Source organism: Methylotenera sp. E1MeOHC1, from assembly GCF_058745595.1.
In genome coordinates this window covers 2,066,930-2,082,223 of the sequence record NZ_CP196025.1, presented here as the reverse complement: position 1 = coordinate 2,082,223, position 15,294 = coordinate 2,066,930, and the positions used below count along the sequence as shown (strand labels likewise).

At 47.0% G+C, this 15,294-nt stretch carries 14 protein-coding genes; 7 read left to right on the top strand and 7 right to left on the bottom strand.

The window, feature by feature from the left end:
* The first annotated feature begins 59 nt into the window (after positions 1–59).
* The 4 genes from ispH to ACSSU7_RS09740 are packed head-to-tail and all read left to right on the top strand — an operon-like array spanning position 60 to position 3,201.
* Complete coding sequence (gene ispH / locus ACSSU7_RS09755; protein ID WP_492516292.1) at positions 60–1,106, top strand: 4-hydroxy-3-methylbut-2-enyl diphosphate reductase; 1,047 nt, start codon at positions 60–62, stop codon at positions 1,104–1,106.
* 17 nt (positions 1,107–1,123) lie between these two features.
* Entirely contained in the window at positions 1,124–1,576 is a 453-nt protein-coding gene (gene nudB / locus ACSSU7_RS09750; protein ID WP_492516291.1) for a dihydroneopterin triphosphate diphosphatase, read from the top strand.
* A 37-nt stretch (positions 1,577–1,613) separates the two neighbouring features.
* Positions 1,614–2,726 carry a quinolinate synthase NadA gene (gene nadA, locus ACSSU7_RS09745; protein WP_492516290.1) on the top strand — a complete coding sequence of 371 codons (1,113 nt, stop codon included), beginning with the start codon at positions 1,614–1,616 and terminating at the stop codon, positions 2,724–2,726.
* Between the two features lie 46 nt (positions 2,727–2,772).
* Complete coding sequence (locus ACSSU7_RS09740) at positions 2,773–3,201, top strand: HIT family protein (RefSeq protein WP_492516289.1); 429 nt, start codon at positions 2,773–2,775, stop codon at positions 3,199–3,201.
* A 47-nt stretch (positions 3,202–3,248) separates the two neighbouring features.
* Here the strand turns inward: ACSSU7_RS09740 and ACSSU7_RS09735 are convergent, their stop codons facing one another.
* The 6 genes from ACSSU7_RS09735 to ACSSU7_RS09710 all read right to left on the bottom strand — a co-directional run bounded on the left by ACSSU7_RS09735 (position 3,249) and on the right by ACSSU7_RS09710 (position 11,710).
* Complete coding sequence (locus tag ACSSU7_RS09735; RefSeq protein ID WP_492516288.1) at positions 3,249–3,560, bottom strand: (2Fe-2S) ferredoxin domain-containing protein; 312 nt, start codon at positions 3,558–3,560, stop codon at positions 3,249–3,251.
* A gap of 155 nt (positions 3,561–3,715) precedes the next feature.
* Positions 3,716–4,705 (bottom strand): energy transducer TonB, encoded by a 990-nt coding sequence (locus ACSSU7_RS09730; RefSeq protein ID WP_492516287.1) that lies wholly within the window; start codon positions 4,703–4,705, stop codon positions 3,716–3,718.
* Positions 4,706–4,709: 4 nt separating this feature from the next.
* The gene (gene mpl / locus ACSSU7_RS09725) at positions 4,710–6,086 is read right to left on the bottom strand and encodes a UDP-N-acetylmuramate:L-alanyl-gamma-D-glutamyl-meso-diaminopimelate ligase (RefSeq protein WP_492516286.1); all 1,377 of its coding nucleotides are present in this window, start codon (positions 6,084–6,086) and stop codon (positions 4,710–4,712) included.
* 42 nt (positions 6,087–6,128) lie between these two features.
* On the bottom strand, positions 6,129–9,920 hold the full coding sequence (gene metH, locus ACSSU7_RS09720) for a methionine synthase (protein ID WP_492516285.1): 3,792 nt from the start codon (positions 9,918–9,920) through the stop codon (positions 6,129–6,131).
* A 63-nt stretch (positions 9,921–9,983) separates the two neighbouring features.
* Positions 9,984–11,474 carry a YifB family Mg chelatase-like AAA ATPase gene (locus ACSSU7_RS09715; RefSeq protein WP_492516284.1) on the bottom strand — a complete coding sequence of 497 codons (1,491 nt, stop codon included), beginning with the start codon at positions 11,472–11,474 and terminating at the stop codon, positions 9,984–9,986.
* Positions 11,475–11,479: 5 nt separating this feature from the next.
* Positions 11,480–11,710, bottom strand: a complete 231-nt coding sequence (locus tag ACSSU7_RS09710; RefSeq protein WP_492516283.1) for an accessory factor UbiK family protein — start codon at positions 11,708–11,710, stop codon at positions 11,480–11,482.
* A 178-nt stretch (positions 11,711–11,888) separates the two neighbouring features.
* Between ACSSU7_RS09710 and ACSSU7_RS09705 the strand changes: the two genes are divergently transcribed.
* The 3 genes from ACSSU7_RS09705 to ACSSU7_RS09695 all read left to right on the top strand — a co-directional run bounded on the left by ACSSU7_RS09705 (position 11,889) and on the right by ACSSU7_RS09695 (position 14,734).
* A complete protein-coding gene (locus tag ACSSU7_RS09705; protein ID WP_492516282.1) occupies positions 11,889–12,824 on the top strand; it encodes a TorF family putative porin in 936 nt (311 codons plus the stop codon).
* 63 nt (positions 12,825–12,887) lie between these two features.
* Positions 12,888–13,226 (top strand): P-II family nitrogen regulator, encoded by a 339-nt coding sequence (locus tag ACSSU7_RS09700; RefSeq protein WP_015833227.1) that lies wholly within the window; start codon positions 12,888–12,890, stop codon positions 13,224–13,226.
* Positions 13,227–13,237: 11 nt separating this feature from the next.
* Positions 13,238–14,734, top strand: a complete 1,497-nt coding sequence (locus ACSSU7_RS09695) for an ammonium transporter (RefSeq protein ID WP_492517787.1) — start codon at positions 13,238–13,240, stop codon at positions 14,732–14,734.
* Positions 14,735–14,921: 187 nt separating this feature from the next.
* On the opposite strand, the gene ACSSU7_RS09690 is transcribed toward ACSSU7_RS09695, so the two are convergent.
* Positions 14,922–15,158 (bottom strand): hypothetical protein, encoded by a 237-nt coding sequence (locus tag ACSSU7_RS09690; RefSeq protein WP_492516281.1) that lies wholly within the window; start codon positions 15,156–15,158, stop codon positions 14,922–14,924.
* Between the last annotated feature and the right edge of the window lie 136 nt (positions 15,159–15,294).

Genomic DNA, 15,294 nt, shown 5'->3' with positions numbered 1-15,294 from the left:
AAAGAAGCAATTATACCTGATGCGCTTAGCGCCTGATGCAATTTGAATGTGGATGACATATGAACACAGAACAATCTACGCCTAATCACCAAATCCTGACTGATATTACACCGAATGATGCAGCGATCGTACTCGCTAATCCGCGTGGTTTTTGTGCAGGCGTTGATCGTGCCATTATTATTGTAGAACAAGCATTAGAGAAGTTTGGGGCGCCGATTTATGTGCGTCACGAAGTAGTGCATAACAAGTTTGTGGTAGACGAACTACGGGCCAAAGGCGCTGTGTTTGTTGAAGAGCTGGATGAAATTCCTACTGGTAGCATCGTGATTTTTAGCGCGCACGGCGTATCTAAAGCGGTAAGGGCAGAAGCAGAGTCGCGCGGCCTCACGGCCTATGATGCCACCTGCCCGCTAGTGACTAAAGTGCATATCGAAGTGGAAAAGATGCGTAAAGCCGGCATGGAAATCGTGATGATTGGGCACAAAGGCCACCCAGAAGTTGAGGGTACCATGGGGCAGGTTGAGCAAGCGGGTAACAGCGCCAGCAATACTGGCATGTATTTAGTAGAAACTCCGGAAGACGTTGCTGCGTTAAGCGTGAAGGACCCAAGCAAGCTGGCTTACGTTACGCAAACTACACTCTCCATGGATGATGCAGCCTTAGTTATCAATGCACTCAAGACAAAATTCCCACAGATTAATGCGCCTAAGAGTGATGACATTTGCTACGCCACGCAAAACCGGCAAGACGCAGTGAAAATCATGGCGCAAGATTGTGATTTAGTGATTATCGTGGGCTCGCCCAATAGCTCAAACTCCAATCGTTTGCGCGAGGTAGCAAAAAACCAAGGCATTGAAGCTTACATGGTGGATAACGCCAGCTACTTAAAACCTGAGTGGTTAGTGAATAAGAAAAAGGTTGGGGTGTCTGCGGGCGCATCTGCGCCTGAGGTGCTGGTGCAAGAAGTTATCGCGCAATTACAAAGCTTTGGTGCCGGCCAAGTGCAGGAATTGCAAGGCGTGGTAGAGAGCGTGGTGTTTCAACTGCCTAAAAACCTAACGAGCGCAGCTAAAACTAATTCAGCTAAGTCACCCTCTAACCACTAATACAGTTCGCATCAACCTTGAAAACCTATAAAACCCCAGTTTCTGCACTTGTACTTATTTATACACCAGATTTAAAAGTGTTAATTATGGAACGTGCAGACAAAGCTGGATTCTGGCAATCGGTAACCGGCAGCATCGAAGGTGATGAAACACCGCAACAGGCTGCAGCCAGAGAGCTAGCCGAAGAAACAGGCTTAGATGCAACACAATATACTTTGGAAGATTGGAACGTATCTAACGTATATGAGATTTACCCTCACTGGCGCCATCGCTACGCCCCTGGCGTCACTGAAAACCGCGAACACTTATTTGGCTTGATGCTACCGAGCGCCTTGCCCGTTACACTAGCACCAAACGAACATTTGCAATACGAATGGGTCGATTGGCGTGTGGCTGCAAAACGGGTGTTTTCATGGACAAACGTAGATGCATTAAAAAGATTAGGTGAACGTCATCAATTAACGTTATAAAATATACGCTTTAGCGTGCGCACTTTTAGAAAATACTATGTCTATTTCAACCATACCAGCCGCCCCGATTAAATTCGAGAAATTTCAAGCTACAGATGACGCTGACTGCCAGCGCCGCATCATTGCCGCCAAAGAGAAATTAGGCAAACGCCTTGTTATTTTAGGTCATCATTACCAGCACGAGAGCGTGTATCGCCATGCCGATTACACGGGTGATTCACTTAAACTCTCACGTTACACTGAAAACCTGGACGCTGAGTACATAGTATTTTTAGGCGTGCACTTCATGGCAGAAGTAGCGGATATTTTAAGTCGCCCGGAGCAAATTGCGATTTTGCCTGACCTTGCCGCTGGCTGCTCGATGGCGGATATGGCCAACCTTGCTAAAGTTGAGCGCAGTTACCGTGAGCTTAACAAAGTACTTAACTTTGATGAGCAAATCACGCCCATTACCTACATCAACTCTGCTGCTGACCTTAAAGCGTTTTGCGGTGAGCATGGCGGCATTGTGTGTACTAGCACCAACGCACCAAAAATTCTAGAATGGGGATTCGCACAGCGTGAAAAAGTGCTGTTCTTCCCTGACCAAAACCTAGGCCGCTGGAGTGGTTACAAAATGGGCATTCCACTTGAGCAAATGCCAGTGTGGGACCCTGACCAACCGCTAGGTGGCTTAACCGTAGAGCAAATCAAGAATGCGAAAATTTTGCTGTGGAAAGGGCATTGTGCTGTACACCAGATGTTCCGCCTGCAGAACATAGAGAAATTCCGTGCCGAGCACCCAGATGGACTTGTGATTTCACACCCAGAAGCACCGTTTGAGGTGTGCCAGCACTCTGACTACGTAGGTTCTACCGAATATATTTTAAAAACCATTAGCGACGCACCTGCCAACACTAAATGGCTGGTGGGCACTGAATTAAACCTAGTGAACCGCCTTGCCGAACAAATGAAGGCAGAAGGCAAGCTAGTACAGTTTATGAGTCATGTAGTGTGCGAATGCTCTACGATGGCGCGTATTGACCCACAACACTTGGCTTGGGTGCTGGAGAATTTGGTAGAGGGTAAAGTTGTGAACCAAATTAAAGTACCTGCACACGAAGCTAAACTGGCGAAATTAACGTTAGATCGCATGTTAGCGGCCTCTTAAGCCGGTATCCTAGCTTATGCGATTTATGTTGAAGGATATTTTTTAATTGACTTGTCCATTATGCGGCCCCACACCCCATGAAATCTTATGGCTAGATGACTTCTGCCGTGTGGTGTTGCTTAATGATGAAGATTACCCTGCTTATTGCCGTGTAGAGCTATTAGCCCACGTTAAAGAAATGTCTGATTTACCGCCACCAGACCGCGCGCGTATGATGAAAGTGGTGTTTGCAGTGGAAACTGCGTTAAGAGAAGCGCTTAACCCGGACAAAGTCAATTTAGCCAGCCTAGGTAATAAAACCCCGCATATCCACTGGCACGTGATTCCGCGCTTTGAGCATGATAAACACTTCCCCAACTCGCATTGGGGGCAAGCGGTGCGCGAAAGCAACACCTCACTGCTTAATGCGCAAACTAAACAGGCGCTGGCTGACAATATGGGCACACTGATTGAGTGCGCACTTGGTTCTAGTTAAATTTCCAAAAAATTAACGCGTTTCAGTAACCAGCCAACTTCCTTAGGTTAGACCAACAAGCGCTCAACTACTTTGCCATTGATTAAATGGCTTTCTATAATTTCATCAATATCATCGTTATCGACAAAGGTGTACCACACCGCCTGCGGATACAACACCATCACCGGCCCATCATTACAACGATCCAAACAGCCAGCACGGTTGATACGTACTTTACCTTTACCATTCAAGTTTAGCTTTTTCACCCGCGATTTCATGTGGTCAAAAGCCTGCTCGGCGCCATGATCCATACAACAGGCGGCACCGCCCTCACGCTGGTTAAGGCAGAAAAATACATGGTGTTCGAAATGGCTGGTCATAATTTTCTCATATCAATTCTTAAAGCAACAACGGGTTATGTATTTTCAGACCCAATCAAGCCATTAAGATTTTTAATTGTTTAGGTATTGAGTGCGGTCATTAAACTTAAGTAAGGAAAGAGGGAGTAACAGCAGCACTGAAAAAAGATAATGCCTTACTCGGTAGCCAAGCTTTCTTCTTTGGTAAAGGTCCAGGTTCTGGTGATGCTCAGCACATCGATCTCTTTACGTACATCATCAGGAAACCTGGCGTAGGGGGCACCTAGCTCAACAATATGCCTTGCCGCAGCATCCAGAACCTTATGCCCGGAACTGCGATTGATTTCTACAGACTCAATGTTGCCATCGGCTTTTATAGAAACCGTCATCTGTAATTGACCATATAGCTTTAGGTTTTTTGCCGCTTCGGGGTAGTTAAGATTGCCAATCTTCTCTACCTTTTGCCGCCAAGCTTCTACATATAGCGCATAGCGATACTCCTGCGCCCGGCCACCGACAAATTTGCGCTTGGGTCGTTTTTGATACTCATCCTGCTGCTTGGCAATCAAGGCTTCCAAGCGATCCATCTCCAGCGCGGCGGCAGTAATATCCTGGATATTGACCTTCTTACTCAAATTCTCTTGAGGCGCTGTCTCAGCCTCGGTAGCACTCACCTTTTGTACCGGTTGAGACTCGACACGATGCGTGGCTTCTAGCTGCGTCATCAACGCCTGCGCTTGCCGTTCTAGCGCGGCAACATTTTTCTTTGATTGCTTCTCTTCTGATGGCTGCTCTGCCGATTTGGCTGCTTGTTTCGCGTTCACCACTGGCTTAAGCGTCACGTCGGCTTGCTGCTGTTTGAATGCAGGCAATGCAGTTTTCATCTGGCGGTCTAAATCCGTATTGCCGCCACGATCCAAATTGGCCTGTGCATAAACCTCGGTATTTTGTGGTTTTGACTTGGTTTTAGTATTAACCAACATCACCTCAAGCACCGGCAACTTATCACGAAACTTTTTAAGCTCAGGCTCAAAATGGATACTGAGAATCACCAAATGCACCAGCAAAGAGATGCTAAGCGCAATGGTCATCACACGCATTGTTTTAATTTTTACAATGAGTGATGCCAATGGATTTAGCGCTGTTTTTGCGGGCTGCTTGCTCAAATGTTTACACTTCGTTTAACGCGTCGAGCAATTTTTGGTGGATGCCACCAAAACCACCATTACTCATCACCAACACATGGTCACCGGCGGTTGCCACTTGCTTAATGGCAAGGATCAACTGCGTCAGGTCGTCGTGCACTTGGGTTTTATTGGCGATGGGCGCAAGTGCGGCACCTGCATCCCAGCCTAAATTGGCTTGATAACAAAATACCAAATCAGCTTGCGCTAGACTGGCAGGTAAGGCGTTCTTCATCACGCCCAGCTTCATGGTATTAGAACGTGGCTCTAATACTGCCAAGATACGAGCTTTGCCTACTTTAGCGCGCAACCCAGCTATCGTAGTTTCAATGGCCGTTGGGTGATGGGCAAAATCATCATACACCACCACGCCGCGACTCTCACCGCGCACTTCCATGCGACGTTTTACGTTTTTAAATGCTGTTAAGGCAGCAATACTCACGGCAACGGCAACGCCTGCATGGCGAGCAGCAGCAATACTTGCCAGTGCATTCATGCGATTGTGCTCGCCTAACAACCCCCATGCCACATGCCCCTGCATTTGACCTTTGTAAATGACATCAAAGCTACCGTCACCTTGTGCGTTAATAGCTTGCCAATCGTCGTCCGTGCCAAACTTCTCTACTGGCGTCCAGCAGCCTTTATCCAGCACACGTTGCAAACTAGCTTCTTTACCATTGGCAACCACCAAGCCTTGCTGCGGTACAGTTCTTACTAGGTGATGGAACTGCTTTTCAATCGCATTCAAGTCTTCAAAAATATCGGCATGGTCAAACTCCAGATTGTTCAATACCGCAGTACGGGGGCGGTAATGCACAAACTTAGAACGCTTATCAAAGAAAGCAGTATCGTACTCGTCTGCTTCAATCACAAAAAATGGCGATACGCTGTTTTTATCTTGTACTGGCACTTGTGGCAGACGTGCTGACACTGAGAAATTCTCAGGCACGCCGCCAATCAGGAATCCAGGCGCCAAACCTGCATACTCCAATATCCACGCTAACATCGAGCTAGTAGTAGTTTTACCGTGCGTACCAGCCACCGCCAGCACCCACTTACCTTGCAGCACATTCTCAGCCAGCCACTGCGGGCCTGAAATATACGGCAAGCCTTGATTTAAAATCGCTTCCATTAAAGGATTTCCGCGCGACACCACATTACCAATCACGTAAATATCTGGATTAAGTGCAGTTTGCGATGGGTCAAAGCCTTCAATCAGCTCCACCCCTTGCGCCTCCAACTGCGTGCTCATTGGCGGATAAACATTGGCATCACAACCTGTGACTTTATGGCCTGCGGCTTTAGCCAACACCGCAATACCGCCCATGAATGTACCGCAGATACCTAATATATGAATGTGCATAAGTTCTTTTTTACTTGGTTGTAAACGATTAGATTTTCGGAATTAAGAGAGATTAGGCGCTAACCAACGCTCTAAATACTCTTTAGTTAAGCCTCTACGCTCTGCCATATCCTGTAACTGATCTACGCCAATTTTATCTACACTGAAATACTTACTTTCTGGATGCGCAAAATAGAAACCTGACACCGCAGCACCTGGTGACATCGCAAATGATTCCGTCAACGCCATACCAATGGCCTCAGCTTGCAGCAACTTAAACATATCTGGTTTAACCGTGTGATCCGGGCAAGCAGGGTAGCCTGGTGCTGGGCGAATGCCTTGGTATTGCTCTTTAATCAAGGCCTCTTTACTTACGTTTTCATTCGGCGCATAGCCCCAAAAATCAACACGCACGCGCTCATGCATGTATTCAGCAAACGCTTCAGCCAGCCTATCGGCCAAGGCTTTGAGCATAATGCTACTATAGTCATCATGCGCATCTTCAAACTTTTTCTCGTGCTTTTCAATACCTAAACCAGCCGTCACCGCGAACAAACCGATGTAGTCTGGCGTGCCTTTAGGCGCAATGAAGTCTGCCAGACATTGGTTAGGGCGCGCAATACCATCAATCACTGGTTTTACGGTTTGCTGACGCATACCGTAATAGGTAAACGCAACGTGTTCACGTGTTTCGTCGGTATAGATTTCAATATCGTCATCATGCACTCTGTTAGCAGGGTGCAAAGCCACGACACCATTGGCAGTGAGCCAGCGGCCATCGATGATTTTCTTCAGCATGGCTTGTGCTTCACTGAACAACTTAGTTGCCGCATCACCGACCACTTCGTCTTTTAAAATCGCTGGGTAAAAGCCTGCCAAGTCCCAAGTCTGGAAAAACGGCGTCCAGTCTATGTATTGAGCAATGATGCTCAAGTCTGCATTTTTAATCTCGCGGCGACCAATGAATTTAGGTTTCACTGGCGCATCCTCGCCTGCAAATGAGAGGTCTGCCTTATTGGCGCGTGCCTCAGCAATGGTCAGCATCGGCGTGCCTTTTTTATTGGCATGCTGAGTGCGTGCTTTTTCGTAATCGGCCTGAATCTCAGCTAAATAGGCACCGCGCGTTTCTGGCGTAAGTAAGTTTTGCATCACCGTCACGGAGCGTGACGCATCCGCGACGTAAACAATCGGGCCATCATAGTGCGGCGCGATTTTTACCGCAGTATGCGCACGCGAAGTAGTCGCACCACCGATTAACAATGGCATTTTTTGTTCTTTGAAATATGGGTCGCGCTGCATTTCACGCGCCACGTGCGCCATCTCTTCCAGTGACGGGGTAATCAAGCCCGATAAACCGATAATGTCTGCATTTTCGGCTTTGGCCATGGCTAAAATCTCAGAGGCAGGCACCATCACACCCATGTTCACCACCTCAAAGTTATTACATTGCAGCACTACGGAAACGATGTTTTTGCCGATGTCATGCACGTCACCCTTCACGGTCGCGATGACCATTTTGCCTTTAGGCTTAGCGACAATACCAGTGCGTGCTTCATCTGCCGCTTTTTCCGCTTCAATAAACGGTATCAAGTGCGCTACAGCTTGTTTCATCACGCGCGCGGACTTCACCACTTGCGGCAAGAACATCTTGCCCTGACCAAACAAATCACCCACCACGTTCATACCATCCATCAGCGGGCCTTCAATCACATGAATCGGTCTGCCACCAGCCGCCGCGACTTTTTGTCGTGCCTCTTCGGTATCTTCTACAATAAATTCTGTGATGCCATGCACCATGGCGTGACTCAGGCGTTTCTCAACTGGCACCGGGTTTTCTGGCGTACCGCGCCACTCCAACGTCGCCGCTTCTTTCTTACCACCAGCAACCAACGTACTGGCAATCTCGATCATGCGCTCGGTGGCAGCTAATGGATTATTGGGGTCAACCACACGGTTAAGTACCACGTCTTCCACGCGTTCTTTAAGTTCCGCAGGTAAATCGTCATACACGCCCATCATGCCGGCATTGACGATACCCATGGTCATACCAGCCTTAATAGCGTGGTATAAAAATACGGTGTGAATCGCTTCACGCGCAGGGTCATTACCCCTAAAGCTGAAGCTTACATTAGATACACCACCCGAAATCTTGGCATACGGCAGATGCTGCTTAATCCAGTGCGTGGCGTTGATAAAATCAACCGCGTAGTTGTTATGCTCTTCAATACCTGTGGCAATGGCGAAAATATTCGGGTCAAAAATGATGTCTTCTGGTGGGAAGTCTAGCTCTTTCACCAGCAAATCATAAGCACGCTTACAAATCTCAATCTTACGTTCAAAGGTATCAGCCTGACCTTTTTCGTCAAACGCCATCACAATCGCTGCCGCACCATAGCGTTTGCATAGCATGGCCTGACGTATGAACTCCTCCTCGCCTTCCTTCATGGAAATCGAGTTGACGATTGCTTTACCTTGCACGCACTTTAAACCCGCTTCAATCACTGACCATTTACTGGAGTCGATCATAATCGGCACGCGCGCGATATCAGGCTCTGACGCCACCAGATTCAGGAAGTGTGTCATGGCTTTGATGGCGTCCAACATGCCTTCATCCATGTTGATATCAATCACCTGCGCACCGTTCTCAACCTGCTGGCGGGCTACGGTCAGCGCTTCATCGTACTGCTCGTTAATAATTAAACGTGCAAAGGCTTTGGAGCCCGTCACATTGGTACGCTCACCCACGTTCACAAATAACGAATCATCATCTACAACGAACGGCTCTAAGCCAGATAACTTCAACGTACGCGGCAACACTGGAAGCTGGCGTGGTGGTAAATCTTTAATTTCGTTGTAAATGGCATTGATATGGTCAGGCGTGGTGCCGCAACAGCCGCCAGCAATGTTCAAGAAGTTACTGAGTGCAAACTCTTTTACCAAGCTTGAGGTGACGTCTGGCGTTTCATCAAAGCCCGTGTCAGACATAGGATTTGGCAAACCAGCATTGGGGTAGATACACACAAAAGTATCTGCAATCGAAGACAGCTCTTCTACATAAGGGCGCATTAAAGTGGCACCCAATGCACAATTTAAGCCGATGGTGAGCGGCTTGGCATGACGCACGGAGTGCCAGAAGGCGGTTACCGTTTGGCCAGATAAAATACGGCCAGAAGCATCGGTCACCGTACCAGAAATCATAATCGGCAGGGTATGACCCACCTCTTCAAAATAGGCATCAATCGCGAACAACGCTGCTTTACAGTTAAGCGTATCAAAAATAGTTTCTACCATTAAGATGTCTGCACCGCCTTCAACCAGCGCACGCGTTTGCTCTAAGTAAGCATTTACTAACTGATCAAAGCTCACATTACGTGCCGCAGGGTCGTTCACGTCTGGCGAGATAGAGGCCGTTTTAGGAGTAGGCCCCAACGCGCCAGCCACAAAACGCGGTTTGTCTGGCGTGCTGTATTTGGCACAAGCAGCCTTTGCTAGCTTAGCCGACTCTACGTTCATTTCATACACCAGATGCGCCATATGGTAGTCATCTTGCGCAACAGCGGTGGCACCAAACGTATTGGTTTCTATGATATCAGCGCCAGCAGCCAGGTACTTCTCGTGAATCTCTTGAATAATGTCAGGCTGAGTTAAGGTCAATAGTTCGTTATTGCCTTTTACAAACAGCTCACGCTCGCCCGCTGGTGCTTTGAAATCAACAAAGCGCTCGCCACGATAGTCCGCTTCTGTCAGCTTATATTGCTGAATCATGGTCCCCATCGCACCATCTAAAATCAGGATGCGCTGCGCCAGCAAAGTGCGTAATTGGGTTTCTATCGGGGAAATCGTTAATTGAGCCATGAAAATCAGTCGTTAAAATTTTCTCAATTTTATCATGCAAGTATCAGGTTGCTGTAGCTAGTTCTATACTTCGCCACGCCTATATTGCACAGCCTCGGCAAGGTGCACAGGTTTAATATCAACCTCCCCTGCTAAATCGGCAATACTGCGCGCTACTTTTAAAATGCGGTGATAAGCGCGTGCTGACAAATTAAGGCGTGATATCGCAGTTTTTAACAAAGCTAAACCTGCCGCATCAAGCGAACAGTGCGTATCTATTTCTCCACTGCCAAGCGCAAAGTTTGCTTTACCTTGACGCGCTAACTGCAAGTCACGTGCCTTTTCAACACGGGTACGAATAACATCACTAGCTTCTGCATCAGCAGCCTTGGTCAGTTCATCCTCTTTTAAGGCTGCTACTTCTATATGTAAATCTATACGGTCTAATAGTGGACCTGAAATTTTGCCTTTATATCGAGAAATTTGATCTGGCGTGCAGCGACACTTATTATTGAAATGCCCCAAGTACCCACAAGGACAAGGATTCATGGCAGCAATTAACTGAAATTGTGCTGGGAAATCAGCCTGACGCGCCGCGCGCGAAATAGTAATATGACCACTTTCCAAAGGCTCTCGCAACACCTCCAGCACTTTACGATCAAACTCAGGAAGTTCGTCCAGAAACAGAACACCACGATGCGCCAATGAAATTTCACCTGGGCGCGGAACACCGCCGCCACCCACCAACGCGACACCTGAAGCCGTATGATGGGGAGACCTAAATGGGCGCCGCTTCCAGTGCTCTACTTTATATTGACCATTGAGCGACTGTAGCGCAGCGGATTCGAGCGCCTCGTCTTCTGCCATGCTAGGCAATATGCCTACAAACCGGCTTGCCAGCATACTTTTACCGGTGCCGGGCGGCCCGCTCATAATCACACTATGGCCGCCAGCCGCGGCAATCTCCAACGCGCGCTTGGGGCCAGACTGGCCTTTTACCTCACTAAAGTCAGGATAAATAATGGGTTGCGCTTGGCGCTGCGCATCTAGTTGCACCAATAGTGTGCGTCCGCTTAAATGTGCGCACACTTCTAGCAAATTTTTTGCAGGGTAAATGACCGCACCGTTCACCAATGCCGCCTCGACCGCACTTTCGGTAGGCAAAATAAAGGCGCGCCCACTTTGATATGACTTATAAGTCATGGCTAATGCACCGCGCACTGGGCGCAACTCACCGGTTAACGCTAGCTCACCCGCAAACTCGTATTGAGATAAAGCCGCTGCAGGAATCTGGCCGCTAGCTGCAAGAATCCCTAACGCGATAGGTAAATCATAACGCCCACTCTCTTTGGGCAAGTCGGCAGGCGCCAAATTCACCGTGATGCGCCGCGCTGGGAACTCAAACTGTGCCGTCTGCAAGGCCGCACGCACACGGTCTTTACTCTCCTTCACCTCGGCTTCAGGCAGGCCCACTATTGTAAAGCTAGGCAAGCCATTGGCAAGATGCACTTCCACCACTACCTGCGGCGCATCCATGCCGGTAAGCGCACGACTATACAATACGGCTAAGCTCATATGACTTACTTTCCTTCCAACTCAGCCAGCCTAGCCTCTAGTGCCTCTAGCTTTTCGCGCGTATGACGTAGCACCTCCGCCTGCACCTCAAACTCTTCTCGCGTCACAAGCTCCATTTTGGTGAATGCGCCCTTTAATAGTGCATTTATATTTTTTTCAACATCTGCCAAAGGTGACGTTGCCATTACCTCTTTGATTTTATTAGATATTTCGTTAATTTTATGTGTGTCTAACATATTAAATTCCTTAGTAATAAAGTCTAGTTTAGCAGATTATTTACCAGCATTATATAAACGCAGCAATCATACAATTCAATATCACATTGATTTTAAACACTTTTATTATTGGCACGGCAATTGCTTAATCAAAATCGTAGAATTTTTAGATAACCTTTTTTAACTTGGAGTTAATAGCATGCGTAAATCAATACTAACACTAGCTGTTTTAAGTACTCTCGCTTTACCTTCGTTTGCTTCTGCAACAGAAGAGCCTGCTGCAGACACAGCAGTTAAAGCACCAGAATCTGCTTGGTCATTAACATCAAACGTTGGCTTTGTTTCAGATTACTATGCACGCGGTGTTTCACAATCATGGCATAAACCAGCTGTTCAAGGCGGTATAGACGTTGCTCACTCAAGCGGTTTTTATGCTGGTGCATGGGGCTCAAGCGTTACACCAAACACATTCCCAGATGCTACTGTAGAACTAGACGCTTACGCTGGCTACAACGGCTCTATCCCAGCAGTAGATGGCTTAGGCTACTCTGTAGGTGCAATTGGTTACTTTTATCCAGGTGGTAGCTGGAGCAAATACACATACAACACAGCACCTGGTGTTAAACAAACACCACAAGGTGGTCGCTGGGATACATATGAAGCTAACTTTGGCTTGTCATACAAATGGCTAAGTGCAAAAGCTTCTGTGACATTAGGTGACTGGTATGGCGCTGAGAAGAAAACTGGTTGGGATGGTGGCACTAGCGGCACAACCTACCTTGAATTAAATGCAGCATACCCATTACCATGGTACGAATTAACTTTAGTTGCTCACGTTGGCCACTTAAACGTTGCCGGTAAACTGAATAAAGATTACATCTCAAGTTCAGGTCAACAACCTTCAGCAACAAATGAAAGTGGCAATCCTGATTACACAGATTACAAACTTGGCTTAAGCAAAGCATTCAAGATTGCTAATTCTGAAGGCTGGAATGCAGGCGTTTACTATGTTGGCAACACCAATGGCAGTTACTGGGGCAATAAAGGCTACGGTGGCTCAAGCTTTAATGGCAGCAAACAAGCTAAAGATTTAAGCGCTGATCGTGTAGTTGTGACTATCGGTCGCACGTTCTAAATTTTTCAGTAGAATAACGGGCGTAGCGCCCGTTATTGTTCTTAACAACTAAAGGAGACATACATGAAATTTGTATCCGCAATTATCAAGCCGTTTAAGCTTGACGAAGTGCGCGAGGCACTTTCAATTATCGGTGTACAGGGCATCACTGTAACCGAAGTGAAGGGTTTTGGACGCCAAAAAGGCCACACTGAGCTGTATCGTGGTGCTGAGTACGTAGTAGACTTTTTACCAAAAGTTAAACTAGAAGTAGCGATTAAAGATGAATTACTAGACCAAGTAGTAGATGCGATTGAGAAATCTGCAGCTACAGGTAAAATTGGCGACGGTAAGATTTTTATCTTTAATCTAGAAGAAGTCTACCGCATTCGTACCGGTGAAACCGGTGTAGAAGCTCTATAAGGGGATCAATGATGAAGAAACTACTCTCGATGTTTGCGTTAGTTACCATGCTAGGCTTAGGCTTCACGGGTAACACATACGCAGAAGACGCCGCACCAGTGGCTGAAGCCGCTACTGCTGTTGCGCCAGCTGCCGAAGCAGCTGCTGCAGCAATTGCACCTGCTGCGACAGAGGTTGCTCCGGCAGCTGCGCCTGCACCAGTACCAAATAAAGGTGATACAGCATGGATGTTAATTGCAACCGTACTGGTAAGCTTAATGGTAATTCCTGGCTTGGCATTATTTTACGGCGGTTTAGTTCGTCAAAAAAATATGCTGTCTGTATTAATGCAAGTATTCATGATTTTCTCGCTCATGGGCGTGTTATGGGCAATTTATGGTTACAGCGTTGCGTTTACAGGTGGTAGCCCATACTTTGGCGGCTTTAGTAAAGCATTCTTGGCTGGCGTTACCCCTGAGTCATTAGGTGCAACATTCAGCAAAGGTGCTTACATTCCTGAACTAGTATTCGTTGCATTCCAATTAACTTTTGCGGCCATCACGCCAGCATTGATCGTTGGTGCATTTGCTGAGCGCATGAAGTTCTCTGCAATCCTAGCATTCATGGTGTTATGGTTCACATTCTCTTACTTGCCACTAGCACATATGGTTTGGTACTGGGATGGTCCTGATGCGATTACTACTGCGGCTTCACTTGAAACAGTAGTTGCTAACGCAGGCTGGTTATGGGCTAAAGGTGCACTAGACTTTGCAGGCGGTACAGTAGTGCATATCAACGCTGGTGTTGCTGGTTTAGTTGGTGCCATCATGGTTGGTAAACGTATTGGTTACGGTAAAGAAGCAATGACTCCTCATAGCCTAACTTTAACCATGGTTGGTGCAGCGTTACTATGGGTGGGCTGGTTTGGTTTCAATGCTGGCTCTAACCTTGAAGCTAACGGTTATGCAGCACTTGCTTTAGTAAACACATTTATTGCAACTGGTGCAGCAACATTGTCTTGGACATTCTCCGAGTGGTTGCTAAAAGGCAAACCATCAATGTTAGGTGCAGTATCTGGTGCGGTAGCAGGTTTAGTAGCAATTACTCCAGCTTGTGGCTTCGTAGGCCCAATGGGTGCAATCGTGATTGGCTTGTTAGTATCACCAATCTGCTACTTCATGGTGGCTAAAGTGAAATACGTATTTGGTTACGATGACGCGTTAGATGTATTCGGTATCCACGCAATTGGTGGTGTATTCGGTGCATTAGCTACTGGTGTGTTTGTTAACCCAGCACTAGGTGGCGTAGGTGTAGTTGATTATGTAGCAAATGGCGTAGCAGCTTACGACTTTGGTGCACAAATGACTGCTCAAGTTTATGCGGTAGTAACTGCAATCGTGTTATCAGCAGTGGTTTCATTCATTGCTTTCAAAATTGTAGACGTGCTAATTGGCTTACGTGTAAGCGAAGAAGCTGAACGTGAAGGTTTAGATACAAGCCAACACGGTGAGCGTGCTTATCACAGCTAGTAGTACATAGCAGTAAAGCAAAGGGGCGCAAATGCGCCCCTTTTTTTATACCTAACTAGATAACAATATGAATCAGTATTTAAGTCTAATCACCTTTATCAACTGCTATACAGCAAACTGCTACAGAGTCGTCTGTATTCCGATTACACCCAAACTATTCGTCATATCACTACGCGTTGCCAATGGCTTATTTCGCCTTAGTATCCATGTACGGTCTTTTACCTAGAAACTGGGTTTTTAACGCATCGTGCGGATGCGCTGCCTCGTCCACAGTTTGATTGGTACTTACCTTGCTTGCATCAGTAGCTTGCACCACTGCCGGCTGTACTTGTGCTGTGTTGCTCTGATCTTTGCTTTCATCTGCACTTGCATTAGCGGTAGCAACCATACCCAAGGCATAAATAAATAATACGCATAACTTCATTAGTGCTCCTCATACTTCTTTAAAATTGATAATAGACCCAAGAAAGTGAACCGCACATTTAAAGCCTAAAAGCCGCTTCAAATGGGGAATAGGGTAGGCATTAAGATAGTTAGCATGCTGTATGTGTGTTGAATGC

What these genes read in the sequence shown, in the direction of transcription:
- ispH (WP_492516292.1), top strand. Translation starts at nt 60, where the DNA reads ATGAACACAGAACAATCTACGCCTAATCACCAAATCCTGACTGATATT.
- nadA (WP_492516290.1), top strand. Translation starts at nt 1,614, where the DNA reads ATGTCTATTTCAACCATACCAGCCGCCCCGATTAAATTCGAGAAATTT.
- ACSSU7_RS09735 (WP_492516288.1), bottom strand. Translation starts at nt 3,560, where the DNA reads ATGACCAGCCATTTCGAACACCATGTATTTTTCTGCCTTAACCAGCGT.
- mpl (WP_492516286.1), bottom strand. Translation starts at nt 6,086, where the DNA reads ATGCACATTCATATATTAGGTATCTGCGGTACATTCATGGGCGGTATT.
- metH (WP_492516285.1), bottom strand. Translation starts at nt 9,920, where the DNA reads ATGGCTCAATTAACGATTTCCCCGATAGAAACCCAATTACGCACTTTG.
- ACSSU7_RS09715 (WP_492516284.1), bottom strand. Translation starts at nt 11,474, where the DNA reads ATGAGCTTAGCCGTATTGTATAGTCGTGCGCTTACCGGCATGGATGCG.
- ACSSU7_RS09710 (WP_492516283.1), bottom strand. Translation starts at nt 11,710, where the DNA reads ATGTTAGACACACATAAAATTAACGAAATATCTAATAAAATCAAAGAG.
- ACSSU7_RS09705 (WP_492516282.1), top strand. Translation starts at nt 11,889, where the DNA reads ATGCGTAAATCAATACTAACACTAGCTGTTTTAAGTACTCTCGCTTTA.
- ACSSU7_RS09700 (WP_015833227.1), top strand. Translation starts at nt 12,888, where the DNA reads ATGAAATTTGTATCCGCAATTATCAAGCCGTTTAAGCTTGACGAAGTG.
- ACSSU7_RS09695 (WP_492517787.1), top strand. Translation starts at nt 13,238, where the DNA reads ATGAAGAAACTACTCTCGATGTTTGCGTTAGTTACCATGCTAGGCTTA.
- ACSSU7_RS09690 (WP_492516281.1), bottom strand. Translation starts at nt 15,158, where the DNA reads ATGAAGTTATGCGTATTATTTATTTATGCCTTGGGTATGGTTGCTACC.